The sequence below is a fragment of the Leptospira kirschneri serovar Cynopteri str. 3522 CT genome (assembly GCF_000243695.2).
Lineage (GTDB): Bacteria > Spirochaetota > Leptospiria > Leptospirales > Leptospiraceae > Leptospira > Leptospira kirschneri.
The window spans coordinates 190,268-214,141 of the sequence record NZ_AHMN02000004.1 but is presented as its reverse complement, the minus strand read 5'-3'; the positions used below and the strand labels follow the sequence as shown (position 1 = coordinate 214,141).

The window sequence follows — 23,874 nt, the reverse complement described above, 5'->3', positions numbered from 1 at the left end:
AATTTTATTGTATACTGAATCTGAGGATTGTTCTGAATAGGACTGCACATTTACATTCGATCTCAAGAAGTTATAAAGTTATACGGTAAAAGTAAACCTTCTCAAACTATCAACGGCTTCAAAATCTATTGTTTTCAGAATAATGAGCACAAGCTCACATATTTCAAAAAACTCAAGACAAAAATAAGATGAGAAAGATTTTTCCAGAACCGAATGGAACGTTTGTTATTTCGCAATCGGAAAGTTGTAAATGTTCGGATCGACATGAATCTTCTTTCTCATTTCGAAAAATTATTCAAACTACACTCTCATCGTTCTACACACTTGAGCGTTTGGAAAAGAAACGTCATACAAATCATTTTGATTTTAGTTTCTTGTTTCGGTTTTTTAATCTATATCCCGAGTGTATATTTAGCCTGGCAACAAGGACTAGGAGAAGTAGTCATCTTAGACACTCTCTCCCTTCTTTTAGTATGGTTTTTATTACTACTTCCAAATCGATTCTACAAACCTAAATCTTACTTTTTAGTATCCTTAATTTTTATCTTAGGTTGTTTACTTTATACTAAAATCGGTTTAGGCGGAGCAGGAATTCTTTGGTTATTTTTAGTTCCCGTTTTTTGCGGAATTTTTTTAGGCCGCGTTTTTACATTTTGGAGTTGGGTGTTTACATCCGTTTTTGTTTTTTCAGGAATTCTTTTTATTCATTATAAAATCTGGACCGGATCCATTACTTACTTTCAAGTTTTTGTAATAGGAGCTAACTTTACTTTTTTATGCGGGATTCTTACGTTTTTAATATTAGAAATCTTAAATGGAATCCGAAAACAAAAACGTTTATCTTTAACCCACAAAGATACAAATAGAAAACTTCAAAATAAAATTTTCACTTACGCGGAAAAAGAATCAAAACTAATAGAATCTTTAAATTATAAAGAAACTTTATTTAAAGAAATACAACACAGAGTGAAAAATAATATTCATTTGATTTTAGGAATGTTGAATTTAGATCGAGAAAAAACAGAATCAGAACCCGCCAAAAAAGCAATCGAGTCGGCAATCGATCGGATTCAATCCATGGAAATCGTTCAGGAATATTTATTTTTAAACGATTCATACAAAGTCGTTCAAACCCAAGAATATCTAGGTGCATTAGTAAATCATATTTTTCTTTCATACGGCCCAAACGACGGAAGTATTCAAGTAAATTCTAATATAATAGAAGCCTTACTTTCGGTCGACAAAGCGATTCCTTGCGGATTGATTTTAAACGAACTCATGATCAATTCTTTTAAACACGCTTTTCCAGAAAATCGTAAGGGTAAAATTACGGTATCGTTTCAAAAATCGGACTCCGGGTATTTTATTTTAGAAATCGCGGATAACGGCATTGGAGAAAAGTCCGAAAAAAGTAAGTCTATGGCAGGGATGAGTCTAATCCAAGCGTTTTGCCTTCAATTAAGAGGGGAACTAGAGATAGAAAAGGAAAACGGATTTTTAGTTCGAGTTCGTTTTTTTTCTTAAACGTCTATTTCAATTTAAAAAACCATAAACTTAGAAAGTTTACGAAAACCAAAAATGTAAGTAGCATCGTTTTAAAAGTCTCTTTCTAAAAAAATGGCGTACGATTTGGTTTGTCATTTCTTTGGGTAAATTTTGTATGGATAAACATTCTTTTTTTCGAATTTACCAATGCCTCTAATCAACGATACGACACGATCATCCTTGGAAATCCTGGATCTTGAATTTGAAAGAGAAGTCTATTGGAACCGATTTTTAGAAAGAGCCGGTTTGATCGTGGGATACGGCGCTTATCTGGTTTGTTTTGTGATCGTATTCGGCTTAAAATTAGAATCTGTAAAATACGCTTCCCTATTTTATCTCGGACTTTTTACCAGAGTATCCAGTCTATTGATCGGAAAATTTTACGAAATCCCTATGGTATTTCGTAATCTATTCTCAGAGAACAAAACGTTAGTCGCTCTAAGCATGGATTATATACAAACTTATAGAGAAAAAACTTTTAGGCGTCTTGCGGCCAACCTATTTGGAATGAACGATTCCTCTGCACTCTACAAAGCCAACGAAGAAGAACTTTTAGAAATGATACGTCCTAAAATGCAGAAACCCTGGAAAAAGGCGGGGAAAATTTATTTTTTCTTTATTTATATTCCGATTACGTTTGTTCTAATTTGTATTTCTATTTTAATGTGATCGGTTTTAGATTTAGTGAAAAACGGATTCCTATCCTTTTTAGTTATTCTTTCGCTTCTTTCCTGTAAGATTGATTCTTCTAATTCTAATCTAAGTACAAAATCTTTTTCCGAAAAAAATCTCAACGAAAACCTTTGTGCGATCTTAATCAATCAAACCACAAACAATAAAATTTACTTTCAAAAAGATGAATGTTTTTATAAAACTCCACCTTCCTCTTTGTTTCATCCCGCCTTAGCTCTCATCTCCGTAGAAGGAGGTTATCTTAAAGAGAATCAAACACTTTTTTTCTGGGATAAAACCAGATACCCTTATATCCGTTGGCAAAAAGATCAAAATCTAAAATCCGCTTTGGAATATTCCGTACATTGGTATTTTACAAATTTATGGAATGATGTAGGACCGGAAAAAGGAAAACCACTTTTAGAAAAAATAGGAATCTTTCAGATTCCGAACACACGAAATTCTTTTTGGTCGGACGGTTCTTATACGATTTCACCTTCCGAGTTTGTAGATTTTTTAATCCGACTTCAGGAAACTCCTCCACCTATTCGTAAAAAGTCGATTCACACCGTTTGGGATTTGTTAAAAAGGACTCCAGGCTCATTCTCTAATGCAACCGGAAGCCACGATCTTTCGGGAGACTGGAATGGAGTGGAAGACTATAGATCTGATTCTGCGTTTTATTATACACAAGAAGAAACCAGTTCCTGGTTTTGGGTTTCTTTTCAAAAGTCTAATATTCGATGGCTCTTACTTACTCGTGTCCGAATTTCGGAACAAGTTACAAGTCCTTTGAAAGCGGCGGAACTCGTTTCTAAAATTCTCAAAGACGAATCCATCATTCCTTAAACGATCCTAAAAAATCTGAATGACGAAACAGGAATTCGTTCCTACAATGCCTCCGAACATGAAAAAAATATCGCTATTTTATATTTTTCTAATTTTCTTATTCATTCTGTCCTTAGGTTTTATACTACAGTCAGGACAAAATCTGGAACTGGAAAAGGAAAATTTTCATTCTTCCCAGGTTCTATTATCCAAAAAGAATCTAAACATACCAGATAAATCTTCAAAGATAACCTTTCCCAGACCAGGCTTTTTAGATTTGGAAGCAATAGGAAAAATTTTTTCCGGACATCTAAAACAACCAATTTCTAGACTTCTACTTCAACTGATAGTGATTATACTTTGCGCCAGATTTTGCGGAAAACTCGCTACTATTTTAGGACAACCTTCTGTAATCGGAGAAATACTCGCCGGAATCCTTCTTGGACCGTCTTTACTTGGTTTGATTTTTCCGGAGGGGTTCCAACTTTTATTTCCCAAAGAATCCCTTTCCACTCTTCAAATCCTAAGCCAACTCGGTCTTTTACTTTTTATGTTCGTAGTAGGAATGGAGTTGGATCTAAAAATTCTACGGAACCAAGCCGAGTCTGCAATTGTAATTTCCCATTCAAGCATTATGTTTCCGTTTCTTTTAGGTGCGGGACTCGCCTATTTGATCTATGTACCATTGGCTCCCGAGGGTGTGGATTTTATTGCATTCTGTCTTTTTATGGGAATCGGTATGAGTATCACCGCCTTTCCGGTTCTTGCCAGAATCATTTTAGAAAAAGGTCTAACTAAAACCACGTTAGGCAGTCTTGCACTCACCGCGGCCGCTGCAGACGACGTGACCGCTTGGTGTGTATTAGCGATTGTAGTTACGATCGTCAACGCAGGTTCTTTTTCCTCCGGGATTTTGATGATCGTAATGTCCCTGACGTATATGTTCGTTATGTGGAAAGGGATTCTTCCTTTGATGAAAAGAGCCGGAAACGTATACACTACCAAAGAATCCATGACAAAATCGATCACTGCGTTTTTCTTTTTATTCATTTTTATTTCTGCCTGGATCACGGAAGCGATTGGAATCCACGCACTTTTCGGAGCATTTTTAGCCGGGGTAGTAATGCCGGATAAAAAAGAACTCAGAAATAATCTGGTGGAAAAAATTGAAGACTTCAGCCTTACCGTTTTACTTCCTCTTTTTTTCGCATTTACCGGACTGAGGACTCAATTCGGTCTTTTGTCAAGTTCCGGTTTATGGCCCATTTTTTTCCTAATTCTTTTCGTAGCCGTCTTAGGGAAATTAGGTGGAAGCGCCATAGCTTCTCGTTTATCCGGTAAAAGTTGGATGGATTCTTTTTCAATCGGAATCCTTATGAATACCAGAGGCCTTATGGAACTAATCGTACTCAATATAGGTTACGACTTAGGAGTATTATCGGAAGAAATTTTCTCGATGATGGTACTTATGGCTCTTGCTACAACGGTTATGACCGGTCCCGGACTTAAACTCATAGAGATCTGTTTTACAAAACGAGACATTACTGTAAAACCAACTTTAAATTCAGGAATTCTAATCTCCTTTGCCCAACATACGAGGGGTTTAGAACTATTAAAGATTGCTTATGGACTTTTTCCAGAAAAAAAGAAAGAAAGAAACGTTACAGCCGTTCATTTATCTCCTGATTCTAATATTTCCGAATCCCACGCGGAAAAATACGAATCCTTGAGTTTTACTCCTCTAAAAGAACTTTCAAAAGATTTAAATGTAAATCTGAGTACGATTTATAAAACCTCTACGAATATTACTAAGGACATTGTTCGAATCGTAAACGAAGGAAATTATAAACTACTTTTGATAGGTGCGGCGCGTTCTTTTTTTTCGGATGATATTTTAGGTGGAAAAATTAGAACTATACTGAATGAAACAAATTGTAATACCGGAATTTTATTTTCCTCTCAATTACAAGACATCAAAAACATACATATCTTATTCGGTAGAGAAAAAGATTTAGAACTTCTTCAGATCGCCAAAAGACTAGCGGCAAACTACAATTCTAAATTGTCGATCGTGGATCTAAACGGTTCCATCAACCAACCCCAAGTTAAACAGAGTCTCAAAAAAGAAAAAGTAAAAATCCTAACTCCAGTAGATTGGAAACAATTCGATTTGATTCTTTGTGATTTGGATATATGGGAAAATCATTCCGAATTTAGAGTCGACGAACTTCCAAAAGGTGGAGGGCTTCTTTTAATCCGTTCTACGGATGGTTTTCTAATCGAAGCTTAATTTTAATTTTATCGGGGTATTCATTACAAATTTATAATTTGCCTAAGGTTTAGTTTTTTAATCTGGGTCGAACTCTTAAAAACGTTTTGAGTAGACATAAAAAATAAAGATTAAATTCTAATTTTTATAGGTATGAAACGAACGATTCATAGGATTCATTTTCGAGATTCTAGAGAAAAGTTTCCTCTCGATTCGGAATCAGTGGATTTGGTCCTCACATCTCCTCCTTATCCTATGATAGAAATGTGGGATGAACTTTTTTTCGGTTTTTCTAGAGAAATTCAAAAGAATTTTCTTATCGATCCCAATCTTTCCTATGAACAAATGCATTTCGAACTGGATAAGGTTTGGAAAGAATCGTTTCGCGTTTTAAAAAACGGAGGTTTTCTTGTAATTAATATTGGAGACGCCACACGAAATACTGCTTTCGGTTTTAGAATTTATATGAATCACGCAAGGATTCTACAAGGTTGTAATTCGATCGGATTTCAAAGTCTTCCCGGTATTCTTTGGAAAAAACAAACCAACTCCCCTACTAAATTTATGGGCTCAGGCACACTTCCTGCTGGTGCGTACGTAACCTTAGAACATGAGCATATTTTAATATTCAGAAAAAATAATAAACGAAAATTTTCCACAAAATCAGAACGACTATCCCGTATGGAAAGCGCTTTTTTCTGGGAAGAACGTAACTTTTGGTTTACAGACGTATGGGATTTTAAGGGAAAAAAACAAGGTTTAAGTTCTCTTCTCGCTGGCAGAGAAAGAAGTGCAGCATATCCTTTAGAACTCGCCAATAGAATCATACTCATGTATTCTCTCAAAGGGGACATTGTTTTAGATCCTTTTTTAGGAACAGGGACCACTACTCTGGCCGCAATCGGCAACTGTAGAAATTCGATCGGGTTCGACTTAGAACCGGGTTTATCAAAGGTTCAACTTGAAAATCTACACTCTATTAAAGATAAATTGAATCGAATTATAGAAAAAAGAAAAAACGATCACGACGTTTTTGTGCAAAACAGACAAAACGAAGGAAAATCGTTTCTTCATTTTAATCAGAATCTTCAAACACCCGTAGTGACCAAACAGGAAAAGTTTTTAAATTTAGAAAGAATCGCCAAACTTTTTCGTAATTCGGAAAATGAAATTGAAGCGGAATATTTTCCCTTACTCCAAACAGAACTACTTCCACAACTCGAATCGATTCCTACGGTTCATCCATAGCTAACGTGAGTTAGGCGTAAAAACCCATAATTCTGAAAAAAGTTAGAATCTGAACTTTACAGATCGATTCTTTAAATGTGGGAACTACTGCAAAATTTCATTCGGAAAAGTATGATTTTACTACCCGGACACATGAAAATAGTACCAAGTTATTAACGGCCGAATTTACGAAAAAAATAGTAGTACTTAAAAAATACCACAAATTCGGGATTTACTGGATTTTAAAGCAGGACCAAAATATTCAAATTTTTGAAACAATCTAACCCAAGTATTCTATTCATGCGTCCGAGTAGTAAAATCGCAAAAAAGATAAAAAGAGACGTAATCTGTGGGAACTAACACAAAATTTAGGTTTGTCTGTAAAATGATGTGGGAACTCTCACAAAGTACGATTTTACAAACAATTCTTAAAATTGTAGGAACTCATACTTTTAGGAAATTTTTTCTCAGCCGAATTTTAGCTAAAATGGGATTTAAATTTTGATGATACCCGCAAAACAGCGATTTTGTGTAAAAAATCGGATTGGACGATGATTCTTTTGTATTTTATAGTAGTTCCCACATCTATTTTTTCTTACAAAAATTATTTAGCTGATCAATAGAGTTATCCAACAATATTCGATCTTTAAAAATTAATAAATCTTCATAAAACCCACTAAAACTTTTATGCACATATAAACTGTAGTGTAGAAATTTGATTCAAAATCATTAACTGAAAATTAGAAAATTTTTTATAATTGTACATCGTCTCTAATATTTTAATGACACCTAACATATATTTAACGAAGATCCGTTTTTTTGGAAACAAACGTTAACCGATTACATTTTTCACAGACTTCTTCAGGAACAATTCCCCATCTCATCAAATAGCCAAATACAAAACAACCCGCACAAAAACCTATACAAGATTCTAAAACCGCAAAAAAGACTAAAGTTCCCAGTACGATCTGAAACGCAAAAATCTGTCCTTGGGTAAGAAGTATCAAAGAAGTAAAACTAAATAAAAAACCGATTCCCTGTGCAAATCGTTTGGGCGGTCCTGCTACAATTTTGTTTCCCAATTGAAACCCTGGAACGATCCAATGGATTGCAAGTTTTGCAAAAATAGAAAATCTAGGTCCGTATAAAACACGCGCGGTAAATCCATACAACAAAACAAGATTCAACCAAATCGATTGTGTGAAAAGAGTTGTAACCGATAAAATCACGACAAGCCCTGCCACCGATCTAGCTGCGTATTCGTTGACCGTATCCGGAAAATTCCCAATTTGAATCATAAAAGTTCCCCTCGCTCTTAGACAATTATAACCTCAATATTTAGACCTGATAACTGTATAAATCATCGTTTCCAGTTTTAGCAATTACTTAAATTTTTGGCGAGTATATTCATTTTTTTTTATATTCAATAAAAATTCACGACCTACAATTGTGTTATACGGTTTCAAAAAATACTATTTACACGTTTCTGTGTAAATTTCAATTCCGCAAAACGTTCATTCTGCATTCTACAATGTAACAATCAATACAGAACTATATAAGTAACACTCAATAAAAAAATCTTTCAACTCTAAGCTTACAAGGCTTTCCTGGTCTTTTAAGAGATAAGCCAAAGTTATGATTGATAAACTGATCCGCGCTTCGATTAAAAATAGAGCCCTGGTTTTGGTTCTGACCTTTATGGTAACCCTCGTAGGAATTTATAATGCATTTTATCTTTCCATTGACGCGATTCCGGACGTGACCAACGTTCAAGTTTCAGCGGTCACCTCTTCTCCCGGTCTTTCCCCTCTTGAAGTAGAACAGTTCATTACGTATCCTATCGAGATGGAATTTACGGGTCTTCCTAACGTCACCGAAATCCGTTCTATCTCCAGAGCCGGAGTCAGTTCGGTTACGGTAGTTTTCAAAGACGGAACGGACATCTACTTTGCAAGACAACTCGTAAACGAAAGAATCAAACAAGCAGAAGCAATCATTCCTCCCGATTATGGAAGACCGGAACTTTCTCCCATTGCAACCGGTTTAGGGGATATTTATGAATTTGTACTTACCTCGGATAGACATTCTCCGGAAGAATTAAGAACTTATATGGATTGGGAATTGTCTCGTGAAGTCAAGTCCGTAGAAGGAATCATAGACGTGAATATCATCGGCGGTCAAGTACGTCAGTATCAAGTTAAGATCGATCCTAGAAGACTCGCGGTTCACAACCTTACTCTTTCCCAAATTTATGATAAATTAGAATCCGCGAATCAAAATACGGGAGGAGGTTATATTTCTAAAAACTCGGAACAAATCGTAATTCGAGGAGAAAGTCAGTACAAATCAATTGAAGACTTAAAAAACACTGCGGTCACTACCGCAGGAGACGGGATTCCTCTTTTACTCGGACAAATCGCGGAAGTAGAAATCGGTCCGGCTCTTCGTTTTGGTTTAGTCACCAAAGACTCTCAAGGAGAAGTTGTAGGAGCCACCGCCATGATGCTCATGGGTCAAAACTCTCTTGAAGTAGTCAAAAGAGTTAAAATAAGAATCGAAGAAATCAAAACAAAACTTCCTCCCGGAATGAGGATCGAAACCTTTTACGATCGTTCCGAATTTATCGGAAGAACATTAAGCACCATCTTCACCAATTTGGCGGAAGCGGCAATTTTAGTGATCATCGTACTCATAATCGCTTTAGGAACCGTCAAAGGAGCGTTACTAGTCGCTTTGGCGATTCCAATCCCTATGCTTACGGCCACCATCTTTATGAACGCATTTGGAATCGTTGGAAATCTGATGTCGTTAGGAGCGCTCGACTTCGGTCTGTTAGTTGATGGAACAATCGTGATGTTGGAGTCGATTTTACACGGATTCATTTTAAAACGTTCTTTCTACGAAATGCAGACCAAATTAGAAGATAGAGAACTAGCCGCAGAAGAAATTATCACGGACGCATGTGTGCGGGTTGGACGTGCGGCGGCGTTTTCGGTTGCGATCATTCTACTTGTATATCTACCTCTGATGAGTTTAGAAGGTGTAGAAGGAAGAATGTTTAAACCGATGGCGATCACCGTAGCACTCGCGTTAGGCGCCTCTCTTTTATTTTCTCTAATTACGTTTCCGGCCGCAGCAAGTATTCTTTTTAAAAATCCTGTATTTCATCATAGTAAGTATTGGGATATAATTACGGAAAAATATAAACTTCTACTCAATTTCGGAATGTCCCGTAAAAAGGAATTTTGTTACGCAGGAATCGGAGTAGTCGTCTTAGCGATGTTACTCGGTTCCACTTTGGGTTCTGAATTTTTACCTAGAATTGACGAGGGTGAAATCGCGATCGACATCAAACGACTTCCTTCCACTTCAATCAATTATTCCAGAGACACAAACTCGGATATGGAGGCGGTATTAAAAAAATTTCCAGAAGTAGTCGGAGTTGTTTCTAGAATGGGTCGAGGAGAATCCGCGGCGGAACCGGTTGGTACCGACGAAGGAGAAGCCATGGTTAAATTGAAACCTCGTAAAGAATGGACGAGCGCTAAGGACAGAGAAGAACTGATGACTAAAATGAAAGATGAAATTCTTAAGTTCATTCCTTCGAGTACGATCAGTTTATCTCAACCGATCGAAAACAGAGTCAACTCTCTTCTCTCCGGATCCAAAGCGGACGTGGTTATCAAAATCTACGGAGACGATCTGGTCAAACTCAAAGACATCGCCGCAGAATTTGCAAACAAACTCAAAACGGTTCCCGGAGTAGCAGACCTAAGAGTTCAAAGGGTTTTAGGTCTTCCTCTTGTGGAAATCAAAGTAGATCGGGAAAATATGGCGCGTTATGGAGTACAAGCAGAAGAAATTTTAGCAACCGTAGAAGCGCTTCGACTCGGCAGACAAACCGGAAAAGTGTTCGAAGGTTTTAAAAGATTCGATCTTGTAGTCCGTTTGAAAATAGACGCTACCGATCTGGAACAAGTAGAAAACATTCCGGTTTTCACATCTTCCGGTTCCACCGTTCCTCTAGGACAGGTTGCAGAGATTAAACTTGTGGAAGGTCCGGCGGCCATTTATAGAGAATCTCTCAAAAGAAGAATTATGGTAGAAACAAACATACGAGGCAGAGACCTAGTTGGTTTTGTAAACGAAGCCCAGAAGGTCACAGAAGAGATTGAAAAAAATCTTCCCGCCGGTTATAGAACCGATTGGGGCGGTCAGTTCGAAAATTTCACTCGAGCCAAAGAAAGGTTGGCCTTAGTAGTTCCAATCGCACTCGCAATCATTTTCTTTATGCTTATGGCGGCATTTGGCAGCATCTACTACGCGTTAGGTGTTTTTATCGTGGTTCCTCTCGCCGTTTCGGGTGGTATCATCGGTCTTGTGATCCGAGGTCTTCCGTTTAGTATTCCCGCGGGAGTCGGTTTTATTGCAGTGAGTGGAATCGCAGTTTTAAACGGAGTCGTCTACGCTTCTACTCTTCGGGAAGAATTAGAAAAAGGCGCGTCGATTGCAGACGCAGTTTATCTCGCGGGAATTCATTCCCTCCGTCCAGTGATGACTACGGAAGTGATCGCCGCGGTCGGTTTTATTCCGATGGCAATTTCCACAATGGCTGGAGCAGAAGTACAAAGACCTCTTGCAACCGTAGTGATTTTTGGAGTGATCGTAGCGACCGTTTTTTCTAGGGTACTCCTGCCGATTGTGATGGAATATCTTTTGAACATTTACGAACACCAAGAAAAAAGAAAGTCCGCTAAACGTAGACTTTTAGAAAAACGCGCCTTTGGACATCATCAGTTTGCTCATGATAACAGCGAGTGGTTACAAACTCATTCTGAAACTCAAGAAATTGTTACGGAAGAAGATACATCGGAAGTAGACGTTAAAGAAAAATCCAAATCTAAAAAGTCTGGTAAAAGAACAAAAAAATAAAAATAGAAAATAGCACCGGTAATATGTAACGTTTTAGTGTACACTTTTAAACATACATTTCCCAAACTCAATTTGAGTTTTTACGGATATGCATTTTTTGAAATCTTACTTCATATAAAAAAGAGTTTTCGACGAACTTTCCACCCTCAAGATAGACGAAAGAGGACATAGTTGTCCTAGTCGGAAACTTCCATGCCAGCCCAAAAACCGATCGTTTCACTTCTGGATCATAGTAAAGATCCATTCAATTTATCTATAGCTACTGCAAGAACCTGTTATTCTTCCAAAGGTATCCTTCTTCCTTCCGATATGACTATCTCCGAAAAGTCGATAGAAATCCGAGACAAAGTCGCCAAATCCACTAAAAAAGCGGGACATCTAACCACTCGTCAACATCCTCAGTTTATATTTACTTTGGACAAAGTATCCAGACAATTCGTTTGGTCTTTTCTACATTCACATCCATTTTATAATTCCGAACAAGTTTCTCAAAGATATGTGGAAGTAAAAAAAGAGAATTACTACGTTCCCCCTGAACTAGACGGAAAACTTTTGGAACTCTACTTAGAAGCCGTAGATTTTGCAAGTCAATCTTACTTTTCTTACACGGAAACGCTCCATCCTTTTATCCAAGAAGAATACTTTCAAATCTATAAGGCTCGCGCTAATTATCCAGACAAATGGCAAACTCCAATCAAAAAGAAATGTTTAGAAGTAGCACGTTATCTGCTACCTCTGGGAACATTTACATATCTATATCATTCCGTTAATGGACTTACTCTACATCGTTACTATAGATTGATGAATTCCTACGACGTTCCAAACGAACAAAGAGCGGTTATTACTGAAATGATCAATCAAGTTCGAACAATCGATCCTTTATATGCGGACGAAATGGACGATCCAATTCCTCTCGAAGAAACCACAGAGTATCGTTATTTCGAGTCGATGTTCGGAAGTGGTAAAAGGGAATTTCATCCGGAAGCCGCTTCTACTTTTGTAAAAGAATTTGATTCGGAATTAGTAGGAAGATATTCCAGACTAGTTTCTCATTCCTCCAACGGTCCGGAAATTTTGGCACAATCGGTTCGTTCTATATTAGGAATTTCTAAATCACTTCTTAATGACCAAGACGCCATCGATCTGGTTTTAAATCCCGCAAAAAACAGACATCTTACTTCTACTCTAAACGAAAGTTCCATGAGTCCGATCACAAGGGCTCTTTTTAACGTTCAGTATTCTTTCCAAAAAAGGATCTCACACACCGCAGATAGCCAAGATCAAAGACATAGAATGGTTCCTGGAGGAAGACCTGTTCTCATGTCTCAATATGCGGGTGTTCCTGATTATATAACTCCTTTTGTAGTTCAAAAATATCCTGAACTCAAAGAAAAATACGACTTAGTTCATAAAGAAATTTTTGAAAAACTAAATCGTTTTTTAGAAGCGGGAGGTTCTCCCGAACACGGAACGTATCTTTTGCCAAATAGTTTTCCAATTCGTTTCTACGAAAGTGGGGACCTACTCAACCTTCATCATAAGTGGAGATCTAGAACCTGTTATAACGCTCAAGAAGAAATCTTTCAAGCCTCAGTGGATGAGCTGACGGACCTAATGAAAGTTCACCCTCAGATAGCAAAATGGATCAAAGCACCTTGTTGGATCCGTTTACAAGGAGAAGTCAAACCTTATTGCCCAGAAGGAGACCACTACTGTGGTACTCAGGTTTGGAAACGAGAGTTATCCGAATATTCCAGAGTGATTTAGAATTAGCAATTCAACGTTTCGATTTTAAATTTTCATTTCTATTTTCCAAAAGTTTCCGCGTTTGATTTTTTATTCAAATTTAAAGAGAATCATCCTATAAATGTTGCGACAAAACGTCGATTAACACAAGTTAGGCGTAAGAGATTTTTTTTATAAAAAACTGATTTTTCCATTAAAATCAATGTAGGAACTCTCACAAATCGTGAATTTACCAGCTAAATCCTAAAATGTAGGAACTCTCACAAATCGTGAATTTACCAGTTAAATCCTAAAATGTGGGAACTCTCACAAATCAAAGTTTACCAGTTAAATCCTAAAATGTAGGAACTCTCACAAATCAAAGTTTTACAGCTAAATCCTAAAATGTAGGAACTCTCACAAATCAAAGTTTACCAGCTAAATCCTAAAATGTGGGAACTCTCACAAATCAAAGTTTTACAGTTAAATCCTAAAATGTAGGAACTCTCACAAATCGTGAATTTACCAGCTAAATCCTAAAATGTGGGAACTCTCACAAATCAAAGTTTACCAGCTAAATCCTAAAATGTAGGAACTCTCACAAATCGTGAATTTACCAGCTAAATCCTAAAATGTAGGAACTACTATAAAATACAAAGAACCATCGTCCAATCCGATTTCTACACAGAACGCGCTGTTTTGCGGGCATCATCAAAATTTGAATCCCATTTTAGCGTAAGTTCGACTGAAAAAAATTTTCTAAAAGTATGAGTTCCTTACACCAAACTCATGTTAAATGAATCATTGGGTATTTTATTATATAATTCTGAACAATAGCAGATTTGTGCGTGAAATCATCGTTTTGCGGCCATCGTTCAATTAAAAATTCATTATATAGAAATTTCATAATCCAAATAAACTTTTTAAGGAACAAAATCACTTTTTTATCCAATAATAACCTTTCTATAAAAGTTTACGATTTTTTAAAGTAATAGAACATAAATTCAACTTGAATACTTATCTCTAAACTTTAAAATCAATCCTATTTGAATATTATACAAAACGTATTATTGATTTCACACTGTAAATATAAACTCTAAACGTAAGAGTTTCTACATTTTTAAAATTTTAGAATCAAATCTATATGAGTTCTAAATTGAAAACAAAAAGTTTTCGTTTTTTTAATGAATGTGAATTGAAATACTTATTTTTATAGGAAACTTAGACAAAATAAAAGCCCCTTTAGATAAAAGAGGCTTTTATTCAATTTTGATATTTAAGCAATCGTTACTTCTTTGGAAAGATAAACGTCTTGAATCGCATTTAAAAGAGAAACTCCATCTTTCATCGATTTCTGAAAAGCCTTTCTTCCGGAAATAAGACCCATTCCACCCGCTCTTTTATTGACAACCGCCGCTTTCACCGCATCGGAAAGATCATTTTCTCCGGACGCTCCTCCGGAATTGATCAAACCAATTTTTCCCATATAACAGTTTGCCACTTGATACCTTGCCATATCAATCGGATTGTCTGCTGATAACTGGGTGTACATTCTATCATCTTTTTTACCGAATTTTAAATCCTTAAAACCACCGGCAAAAACTTCAGGTAGTTTTTGTTTTACAATATCCGCTTGAATCGTTGCACCTAGATGATTCGCCTGTCCTGTAAGATCCGTAGCCAGATGATAATCAATCTTATCTGGCTTAAAAGAATCATTTCTTAAATAAGCCCAAAGAATGGTAACGAGTCCTAGTTCATGCGCTCTGTGAAATGCATCTGAAATTTCTTGAATTTGGCGAGAAGATTCTTCGGAACCAAAATAAATCGTAGCTCCGACCGCAGCCGCACCCATATCAAACGCCTGCTCCACATTTGCGAACAAAATTTGATCAAACTTATTTGGGTAAGAAAGAAGTTCGTTGTGATTGATTTTTACAATGAAAGGAATCTTATGAGAGTATTTTCTAGAAACAAGACCTAAAACACCGAGTGTAGAAGCGACCGCGTTACAACCACCTTCGATTGCAAGTTTTACTATATTCTCCGGATCGAAATAGGCCGGATTTTTTGCAAAAGAGGCCCCGGCGCTGTGTTCAATCCCTTGATCCACTGGTAAAATAGAAGTATAACCGGTTCCGGCAAGTCTTCCGGTATTAAGAATCGATTGGTAATTTCTAAGAACGTTGTTGTTTCGATCACTTTTAGAAAGAACTTCGTCTACATAATTCACTCCGGGAAGACTTAAAGATTCCTTTGGAATCGTTTTACAAGTATGGTTTAAAAGAGAATCCGCTTCTGCACCCAGGGCGGTTTTGATTTTATCAATCATTCCTAAGTTCCTTTGCTCGATTTAAATGTTGGATACAGGTTTTTTTACTCCACCTAGTTTTTCCATCATTTTTGGTTGTACATTTATCAACCCAATCCAATTTTCAGGGCTTTCAATTTGTATCTGTTTGAAATACTTTGATTTTTTCTTCCACAAAAATGAAATGAAAATCAATAAACAAAATCAAACCTTGAAAAGCAGAATCACTCCAAATCGAATTACTCATCTTAATATATTAGAGTACTATAACTTTCGAAAAGAACCTTTATTTCAGAAACAAAATTTTAGATACTTTATTATCTAGTTATCAGTAGTTCTAAAATCACACAAGTTTTCAATTAAATCATCTATCTCAGTCATACGTTTGTATCTACTCATACTATATATCCAATCTAATCATTTACATTTCAATAATAGAATTGTTGAAAGTGAAAATTAGCAAAACTGCTTCAATTACCGTTTTACTCATAACTATATAATAAGTACCTAATATTTTACATAGAATCAGCGTTTTGTGATAGAATTAAAGGTGCTCAATTTTATAGAGATCAGTAATACAACGGAAACAGATAAGTTTGTCAAAAATACTTTCACAAGAGTTTTCAAACCTAAAATGATTCTACACGAATTTTTTAAATTTATATTTTCCGCAAGAGTCCCTCTATCGTATTTTAAAAAAAAAGAAATTTAGTTTAATTTTTAGAAATTATTTTTCCCTAGGTTTGATCGGTTTTCCCTCAATTTTCCTACGTTTCGGGTTTAGACTTTCTTGGATATCTCTTGTTTCAGTGTTAGGGGTATATTTCCTTTAAAATAGAAAAACACATTCAATTTCGTTTTAAAAGTTATTCTATTGCGTTATTCGGTTTAGAAGTAGTAATTCTTATTTTTTAAATTGTTAAAATCGTATTGAAAAGTTTCTAACTCTATAATTTTGTTTCAAAAATCAATATGAAATTTAGAATTTTATCTCATCATTTTTTTAACAAATTAATCTTAATCTTTTTTTGTTTTATTTTCGAATTACAATCACAACCCGAAAAAACGAAAATTCATCTAAATCTAATCGAGGCTTTAAAAACGCCTAACGAAGTACGAATTCTTGATTTGAGCAGTAATCGACTAACGACACTCCCCAAAGAAATAGGACAACTAGTTAACTTAGAGAGGTTGTATCTACTAAACAATGAACTTACCACTTTACCAGAAGAAATTGGGAAATTAGAAAATCTAAAAACTTTGGACATTACAAGAAATAGAATCTCTACTTTTCCAAAAGAATTTTGGAAGTTAAAAAATTTAGAAGTGTTGTTTTTAAATGGAAATAGACTTTCATACTTACCCGAAGAAATCAGAGAATTAAATAGATTAAACGTGTTAAATCTAAATGATAATCAACTTACTACATTACCTAAAGAAATAGGACAGTTAGAAAATTTATTAACCTTGTATTTATCAGGGAACAATCTTAATTCTCTTCCTAACGAGATGGGACAGTTGAAAAATTTAATATCTTTGTATTTGTCGGGTAATAAACTTATTTCTCTTCCCAAAGAAATCAGACAACTAGGAAATTTAGGAATTTTGCATCTTTTCGATAACGAATTTAATACTTTACCTGAAGAAATTGGAGAATTAGAAAATCTAAAAATTTTAGACATTTCTAGAAATCGATTCTCTACTTTTCCGAAAGAATTTTGGAAGCTAAAAAAATTAAATGTGTTAAATCTAAGTAATAATCAACTTACTACCTTACCTAAAGAAATAGGACAGTTAGAAAATTTATTTATCTTACATCTATCAGTTAACAAGCTTAATTCACTTCCTAATGAGATGGGGCAGTTAAAAAATCTAGATGTGTTGTATTTAAATGGAAATAATCTCTCAAACTTACCCGAAGAAATCGGGGAATTAAAAAAATTAAGTATATTAAAATTAGATTCGAATCAACTTACGATCTTACCTAAAGAAATAGGACAGTTAGAAAACTTAGTAACCTTAAGTTTGTCCAATAACAAACTAATTTCTATTCCCAATGAATTAGGACAGTTAAGAAATCTTAGTTTACTAAACTTACGGTATAATCCAAATTTAAAAACAACAGAGGAGAATATCAAAAAATTATTTCCGAATCAAAAAATAAGAATCGAAATTTCCCCTTAAAAAATAAATCAGATCAGTTAGTTATCCAATACTTGATTAAAAAAATATATATGAAAAGTAAAATCATTCATTTCTTTTCAACTCCTAAACTTAGTATTTTGAATTACAAACCTATCCTTGTCTCAGCATCAGGTCACTCGACAGGATTTGCAGGAACAAAAATTCAATTTATCTAAAATTTTATAGTTAAGTATTTTATAAATTAATAAAATACTGATAGGAATTACCTATAGTCTACAACAGAAAGAAAAAGGTGGATTTGAGTTTCTATAGTCTCCGAAAAATCAATTGGATAAATTTCATAATCTACTTTTAAATGCTCTTTTGCGTTTTATATCCAAATTTGTCAAAGTTCTCCGAAACCTCTGGCTTCTCGTTTTTGTAATACTAGTTTGTTTTCTTTTGGAAATTTTCTCGGAACAAGTCCAAGAAAACTCATGAAAACACCGGCTGCTTTGAATCGTTTGAAGTCATTTACTTCACTAAGTAAAAACAACTTTTGTGGTAAATGCTTGATCTAACCACGCTTTTGAAACCCAAAAGGAGGTCATTTTGGCTAAATTTAAACTGGAAGTTGAACGATAAAATCCCAACCAGATTCCGATTTTTTAAGAAGTAACTGTCCTCGGTTCGCTTGGAGAATTCCATAACAGACCGAAAGTCCCATACCAATTCGAGAATCATTTGAACGAAAATTTTCAAAAGGTTCAAATCTACTTTCTTCGCTCAGATTCAAATCTAGATTTAGTTTTCCGGAAATTAAAATTTTAAGATAAGAAGGGTCCGCAGAATTCAAAGCGGCTTTCAAATGAATCAAAGCCTTTTTTTGATTTTCGGAATAGTAATACAGAATATTATAAAGAACTTCACGAATTTGATTCGGACGAATTGAAATTTCCAAATTTTCTGGAATTTGTTTTTCCAATCGAATTTCTTGTAATTTTAACATCTCGGCGATCATATCCTCCACAGAATCAACGAGTTGTTTTACGTTACACCGCACCGGTTGTTCTGGATCTTTTTTGGAAAATAAGACCAAGTTACGAATGATCGCAGCAATTCTTTCACCTTGTTCAATGATAAGCCGGGCATAATTTTTAGTCTCAGCGTCTCCACCTTTATGATTTTGAATGACGTGTCCGTAATTAATAATTCCCATTAAAGGATTATTGATTTCATGTGCTAAACCTGCCGCAAGTTTTTGGATGGATTCTAATCTTCTTTCGGATTGAATGACTTTTTCCATTTCAGATTTTTCTTTTTCGGAAATAGAAAGAGCCGTAATTTCAGAAAGCATAATGATAGAACCTACAATAAATCCCTTCTCATCTCTAACCGCAGAAACACGAAAGGCTACCTGAATCCTACTTCCATCATTGCGAGTCAATAAAGACGGAATGTATCTCAAACGATCAGATTGCATCGCACGAATATTTTCTCCTTTGTTAGTGGAAAATCTTAAAACTTTTTCCCCATACTCTCCCTGAACTTCAGAAAGAGACCAACCGGTAAGATACTCCGCGGTGCGATTCATAAATAAAATTTTTCCTTCTTTATCCAGAGAAATTGCACCCTCACCAATATTTTGAATTACATCTTTAAATTCCTTTCCTTCTTCTTTAGCTTTTCCAAATCTCTTTTGTTGTTTGAGTGCAATCTCGATAGAATTCTTAAGAGACGTAGGCTGAAAAGGTTTCGAAATGTATCCAAATAAAGAAGCTTTATTTACAGCTCGATTGAAGGTTTCTTCGTCTGCAAACGCAGTCATAAATATAACTGGAATGTCCATTTTTTTTTGGATTTTTTCTGCGGCCTGAATTCCATCCAGTTCACCTTCAATACGAATATCCATTAGAATTAAATCCGGATTTGTTCGTTCGGCCATTTCCAAAGCTTCGTCTGCGGTTCTTGCAGTTCCGGCTATTTTATATCCTAACTTTTGGAGAGAAAGTTGAAGGTTAAAAGCAATCAGCCATTCGTCGTCTACGATTAGGATAGAGGGATTGATAAAATTCATTCTTAATGGCAAGAAAGATTAGATTCTATCTGAATTGAAAACCTTTTTTCATCTAGATTTTAGAATTCTACTCGAACAGGCCTCGAATTCAAAAGATATTAAGTTCTTGTTTAGAAAAATTCTTGAACCCTATTCCTAAAGCCATTAGGATATATCTTATGATCGAGAAATTTCGATCTAAGGTTCTTTGTAAAACAAAGAAATAATACGATCCAATCGAATTTTAGTTTTGGACAAAGCAAGTAAATGGATAGTTTATAGATATTTTATAAATTTAATTTATAAAATGAGAAAATAGAAACATGAATTCTTTACAAGGCATTTCGTTTTCATTCCTTGAGAAACAATCTAAATAGAATGATAATAACCAAAACGGAGAAAGTAATGTATATAAAACAAATCCTAGCAAAAAAAGATAGAAAGGTATTATCAGTAGAACCGGAAACCTTGGTAATGGATGCGGTCAAATTTATGACCAAATATGATATTGGATCGGTGATCATTTTAGGAGAAGGAAAGCTCAAAGGAATTTTTACGGAAAGAGATGTACTTCATCTTTCGGCGGAATTAGGTCTTGATTTTTTTAAAAAATCGGTTTCGGAAGTAATGACAACTTCCATTACAACGATGACTCCAGAAGACGATGTAGATGAACTTCTTTCCATTATGCTCAAAAAAAGGATTCGTCACATGCCTATCTTAGAAAACGACATTTTGATCGGAATCATTTCTATCGGAGATGCAGTCAAAGCGAAGATCGAAAAAACAGAAGAAGAAAATAAAAATCTCAAACAATATATGTACAGTGAAAACGGATTTATCTAAAATCGCGACCAGTTTAGAATAAAACCTTCTCACATAAAATAGAATTTTTCGAAAATACGGGAGACTCTTGTAAATTTTTACTTTTTTTCCGATTGCAATAAACAAGACCCGAGTCAAATTAGAAACAGATTAGAAAATCTTGAATTTTCAATTTTGTAAAAAGAAAATTCGAACTATAAAAATTGTAACGTTATGAAATTCATTCTTTTTCTATTGATGACCTATCTGGTGTATCGTTTTCTTTCTCGTTTTTTTACATCTCCTACACAACAAACCAGTTCTCATTGGAAAACGTTTTACACGAATATGCATCAAGCTCCAAAAGAAAAAGACATTTCCAACCAAGCTCGTGTAATCGATTCCACGTCTCTAAAAGAAAAATGAAAACGGTTCCCGTTTTTCAAAAGTTGACTGTCCCTTTTAAGATCTTTTTTTTCTCTTTGGTTTTCAGTATTACCTGGGCTTGTTTTAAACCTACCGGAGAATTTGGTTGGGCGTTACTCGATGAGGAAAAATTCAATATCATCGAAAAAAAAATTATGACCGTAGAAGAATATACGGTTACAAGACAAAATCTGATTTTCCCGGACGACAAAACGATCTGTTATATCTATCGATTTTCCAGATCCGTTTCCGAGTCTACGGAAACCTACGTGAGTTTAAGCAAATTTCAACTCGGATATAACGAAATGGACGTTCTTCGGAAAAGACCAAATCCAATTTCTCAAACGATCGAAGGTTCTTTTCAAGGACTCAGTCCCGGAAAATATCTTCTCAAAGTCGCCTATGAAGGAGATGTGATCGACGAGGTAGAATTTTTAGTCCGATCTACACGAACCCCTTACATTGAAGACACACCCTCATCGGTCGATGATATAGAAAAAGCGATGAAGTAAGTAGGAACTACTACTTTTAAAGGGGTTCTCTTTTGATACCGTCTTCTAAAATTTTATTGATCCTATCTATATTCTTTAAAGAAAGATTGATTTCGATCGGATTTCCTATCTTTAAGATACTTTCGTAGATTTTTCTTGCTGCCAGAAAATCTTTTTCTTCCTCTAAAAGAATCGATAATCTTTTCATCGCCAAAGTAACCGGAGTAGAATTCAATTTAGTTCGAATCAGTCCAAGACGACTTGTAGATTCCTGAAAATCCAAATCTTTCAAACGATACTGAGCCATAGTAGAATCGTCCGTTTTTTCCAAAAGATTTCTTTTGATAGAAAGAATTTCTTTTTTAAGATCCGAATTTTTATTCTCTTCTACTTTATAAATCTCTTTTAAACGTTCATAAGAACGAATAGCCGAGTTCAAAGAAAGTTTTTCTTCCTTTGGTTTTTTACGATACGAATACAATTTAGAAATCCCTAATTTTGCGAGAAATTCCTGACGATAAAGTTCACACATCTCCGAAAACGTAAGACCGGAAGTTTCGGGACTAGTACGTTCCTTCAACCAAATTCCATAATAAAAAGCGGCACGTTCTAAATCCCCGGTTCTATTTTCAAAAAAAGAACCAAGTTCGTACGAAAATTGAATTCTCTTTTTAGAATTCGCTTCCGCCTTGTAATAGAGTTCATAAAAGGAAGAAGCCAAAACATTCTGTTTCAGTTCCGTATAAAGAGAAGCAATCGAAAAATAGATTTCCGCAAGTTTGGATTCTTCTATCTTTTCGTTTCGAGCAAGTTCTAAATACTTTTTATAAAAGTCGATCGCCTTTGCTTTTTTACCGGAAGATTTAAGTTCCTTTGCAAGATCTAAAACCGGCTCTTTCATTGTAGGATCCAATTTAGTAACGAGTTCCCAAAGCGCCGCAGTCGCATAAAAATCAGTGTTCCGTTTATAATCAAACAAAACGAAAATCCCGCTCCCGGCAATTCCTAAACGATTTACAACTTTCAGCCTTTCTTTATTTTCGTTTTCCGATTGTTTTACCAGTCCGGCCAAATAATAAATTACTTCCGCGTCCTCTTTGGATTTTTTACTTCTAAAAACTTCGTAGGAACCCAACTTAGAATCGTTATATTCTTTTTGTTTAATTTTAAGATCTATTTCGGATTGTTTGATTTTTTCCCTATAATTAGAAAGATCTGTTTCGGTTAACGTTTTTTCGTAACTTTCTCCGTTTTGTCCTAGTTCCGTAATTTTAGTTTCTTTTCCACGTGCAAGATTTGCCTCGAACAGATGATAAAAATCTTTGGAACTTTTGAGATCTTTTTTCGATTTTTCCAAATTTTCAATGGATCGTTTATGAGAAAGTGCACCTTGTTTTTCAGTCGGATCGAAAATTTCAGCCAACCTTCTTTCATCTAAATATTCTTCTTCGGTATGACTAAAATCCCTGTAACGAATCGCGGCAAGAGCGGATTCGATCGCTTTTGCATTTTGTTTTTTTTTGTCGTATTCTTTAGAAAGAAGCATGTGTAGTTCAAATAAAATCGGTGAATCTCTCATCATTCCAGAAGGAGTGAGTTTAGAAAACATATTTAGAATCAAAAGTCGGATCGTGTTTCGGTTTGTATTTTCATCGAAAATTTTTCCGAGTCTTTTTTCTTCTTCCATTCTTCTCGAATCTATAAACTGGGAATAATATTGGCTCAAAACCTTTTGAATTTCAGAAATTGAGTCTTTGGAGGGATCTTGAATAGATTGACGCAGACCGTTTAAGTCTTGTTCGGTGATCTTTACGGAAGGAGGATCATATAAATTTTTGGAATCGTATCTTCTATCTTGTTCGTCCGCAAAAATAGAAAATACTCCTAGGTATAATAAAATAAAAATCGTTGATTGAATTGAATTTAAAAAGCTAAAAAGACTTAACCCAAAACCGTCTCGATCGGACCAACTCCGATTTCGGAAATTGTTTTTTTCATCCGACATTGTTTCCTAATTCGGTTAATTCTTCCGTTCCCAAAATCTTTTCTATGTCTATGATGATAATAAATCGATCGTCTTTCTTTCCGATACCTGTGATATATCTTCCCGAAATTCCTTTTACAGAAGGTGGAGGAGGATTGATGGATTCTGGTGGAAATAGAACCACGTTAGCTACCTTGTCTACAATAATTCCTACGGATTGTCCGTTTACTTTGACCACGATTGCCCGATCATAAATCATTTCTCCCTCTCTAGGGACCGTAAGTTTAACCGCCAGATCTACCATTTTGACCACCTTACCACGTATATCCATAATCCCCGCAAAATAAGTTTTTGCTTTTGGAATTCGGATTAAATTGTGAATCTTAATGATCTCGTCTACTAAGGAAATAGGAATCGCATATTCTTCATCTCCCAAGCTGAACAAAATGTATTGGTGGTCTATTTCGGATGACATGATTT

The 23,874-nt window shown here is 35.3% G+C and carries 16 protein-coding genes and 3 pseudogenes; 11 read left to right on the top strand and 8 right to left on the bottom strand.

Annotated features, from left to right (window positions below; all coding sequences use genetic code 11):
• Positions 1–78: 78 nt before the first annotated feature.
• Positions 79–266 (bottom strand): annotated as a pseudogene (locus tag LEP1GSC049_RS2000000225435) (hypothetical protein).
• Here LEP1GSC049_RS2000000225435 and LEP1GSC049_RS223070 point away from each other — a divergent pair.
• The 5 genes from LEP1GSC049_RS223070 (at position 265) to LEP1GSC049_RS223090 (ending at position 6,562) form a co-directional block, all read left to right on the top strand.
• A complete protein-coding gene (locus LEP1GSC049_RS223070; RefSeq protein WP_016560435.1) occupies positions 265–1,524 on the top strand; it encodes a sensor histidine kinase in 1,260 nt (419 codons plus the stop codon). The pseudogene LEP1GSC049_RS2000000225435 and the gene LEP1GSC049_RS223070 overlap by 2 nt on opposite strands.
• A 168-nt stretch (positions 1,525–1,692) precedes the next feature.
• The gene (locus LEP1GSC049_RS223075; protein ID WP_004758324.1) at positions 1,693–2,214 is read left to right on the top strand and encodes a hypothetical protein; all 522 of its coding nucleotides are present in this window, start codon (positions 1,693–1,695) and stop codon (positions 2,212–2,214) included.
• 15 nt (positions 2,215–2,229) lie between these two features.
• Positions 2,230–3,066 (top strand): penicillin-binding transpeptidase domain-containing protein, encoded by an 837-nt coding sequence (locus LEP1GSC049_RS223080; protein WP_016560479.1) that lies wholly within the window; start codon positions 2,230–2,232, stop codon positions 3,064–3,066.
• 19 nt (positions 3,067–3,085) lie between these two features.
• Positions 3,086–5,335, top strand: a complete 2,250-nt coding sequence (locus tag LEP1GSC049_RS223085) for a cation:proton antiporter (protein ID WP_016748625.1) — start codon at positions 3,086–3,088, stop codon at positions 5,333–5,335.
• Positions 5,336–5,467: 132 nt separating this feature from the next.
• On the top strand, positions 5,468–6,562 hold the full coding sequence (locus LEP1GSC049_RS223090; protein WP_004753551.1) for a DNA-methyltransferase: 1,095 nt from the start codon (positions 5,468–5,470) through the stop codon (positions 6,560–6,562).
• A gap of 779 nt (positions 6,563–7,341) precedes the next feature.
• On the opposite strand, the gene LEP1GSC049_RS223095 is transcribed toward LEP1GSC049_RS223090, so the two are convergent.
• Positions 7,342–7,839, bottom strand: a complete 498-nt coding sequence (locus tag LEP1GSC049_RS223095) for a DUF4395 domain-containing protein (protein ID WP_004753613.1) — start codon at positions 7,837–7,839, stop codon at positions 7,342–7,344.
• A gap of 337 nt (positions 7,840–8,176) precedes the next feature.
• Here LEP1GSC049_RS223095 and LEP1GSC049_RS223100 point away from each other — a divergent pair, with 337 nt between their 5' ends.
• Positions 8,177–11,473: an efflux RND transporter permease subunit gene (locus LEP1GSC049_RS223100; RefSeq protein WP_004754156.1), complete on the top strand. Its 3,297-nt coding sequence runs from the start codon at positions 8,177–8,179 to the stop codon at positions 11,471–11,473.
• Between the two features lie 192 nt (positions 11,474–11,665).
• Entirely contained in the window at positions 11,666–13,240 is a 1,575-nt protein-coding gene (locus tag LEP1GSC049_RS223105; RefSeq protein WP_004769738.1) for an FAD-dependent thymidylate synthase, read from the top strand.
• 1,234 nt (positions 13,241–14,474) lie between these two features.
• Here the strand turns inward: LEP1GSC049_RS223105 and LEP1GSC049_RS223110 are convergent.
• Positions 14,475–15,530, bottom strand: coding sequence for a class I fructose-bisphosphate aldolase (locus tag LEP1GSC049_RS223110; RefSeq protein ID WP_004754540.1), 1,056 nt, complete (start codon positions 15,528–15,530; stop codon positions 14,475–14,477).
• Positions 15,531–16,481: 951 nt separating this feature from the next.
• On the opposite strand from LEP1GSC049_RS223110, the gene LEP1GSC049_RS223115 reads away from it, so the two are divergent.
• Positions 16,482–17,693, top strand: a complete 1,212-nt coding sequence (locus LEP1GSC049_RS223115; protein ID WP_004753536.1) for a leucine-rich repeat domain-containing protein — start codon at positions 16,482–16,484, stop codon at positions 17,691–17,693.
• Positions 17,694–17,916: 223 nt separating this feature from the next.
• Here the strand turns inward: LEP1GSC049_RS223115 and LEP1GSC049_RS2000000228630 are convergent.
• The 3 genes and pseudogenes from LEP1GSC049_RS2000000228630 to LEP1GSC049_RS223125 form a co-directional block, all read right to left on the bottom strand.
• Positions 17,917–18,040 (bottom strand): annotated as a pseudogene (locus LEP1GSC049_RS2000000228630) (AraC family transcriptional regulator); the annotation flags it as partial.
• A pseudogene (locus LEP1GSC049_RS2000000227275) lies at positions 18,038–18,189 on the bottom strand (transposase); the annotation flags it as partial. The pseudogenes LEP1GSC049_RS2000000228630 and LEP1GSC049_RS2000000227275, both read right to left, overlap by 3 nt.
• Before the next feature lie 66 nt (positions 18,190–18,255).
• A complete protein-coding gene (locus tag LEP1GSC049_RS223125; RefSeq protein ID WP_016748619.1) occupies positions 18,256–19,710 on the bottom strand; it encodes an ATP-binding response regulator in 1,455 nt (484 codons plus the stop codon).
• Between the two features lie 384 nt (positions 19,711–20,094).
• On the opposite strand from LEP1GSC049_RS223125, the gene LEP1GSC049_RS223130 reads away from it, so the two are divergent.
• The 3 genes from LEP1GSC049_RS223130 to LEP1GSC049_RS223140 all read left to right on the top strand — a co-directional run bounded on the left by LEP1GSC049_RS223130 (position 20,095) and on the right by LEP1GSC049_RS223140 (position 21,431).
• Entirely contained in the window at positions 20,095–20,535 is a 441-nt protein-coding gene (locus LEP1GSC049_RS223130; protein WP_002153584.1) for a CBS domain-containing protein, read from the top strand.
• 192 nt (positions 20,536–20,727) lie between these two features.
• Positions 20,728–20,919 carry a hypothetical protein gene (locus LEP1GSC049_RS223135; protein WP_004755267.1) on the top strand — a complete coding sequence of 64 codons (192 nt, stop codon included), beginning with the start codon at positions 20,728–20,730 and terminating at the stop codon, positions 20,917–20,919.
• Complete coding sequence (locus LEP1GSC049_RS223140) at positions 20,916–21,431, top strand: LIC_12238 family plasminogen-binding lipoprotein (RefSeq protein ID WP_004754645.1); 516 nt, start codon at positions 20,916–20,918, stop codon at positions 21,429–21,431. Before LEP1GSC049_RS223135 ends, LEP1GSC049_RS223140 begins: the two co-directional genes overlap by 4 nt.
• Positions 21,432–21,447: 16 nt before the next feature.
• On the opposite strand, the gene LEP1GSC049_RS223145 is transcribed toward LEP1GSC049_RS223140, so the two are convergent.
• Both LEP1GSC049_RS223145 and LEP1GSC049_RS223150 read right to left on the bottom strand, forming a co-directional pair.
• The gene (locus LEP1GSC049_RS223145; RefSeq protein ID WP_004755456.1) at positions 21,448–23,415 is read right to left on the bottom strand and encodes a tetratricopeptide repeat protein; all 1,968 of its coding nucleotides are present in this window, start codon (positions 23,413–23,415) and stop codon (positions 21,448–21,450) included.
• A complete protein-coding gene (locus LEP1GSC049_RS223150) occupies positions 23,405–23,869 on the bottom strand; it encodes a chemotaxis protein CheW (RefSeq protein WP_004754541.1) in 465 nt (154 codons plus the stop codon). The genes LEP1GSC049_RS223145 and LEP1GSC049_RS223150 overlap by 11 nt, the downstream gene beginning before the upstream one ends.
• Positions 23,870–23,874: the final 5 nt, after the last annotated feature.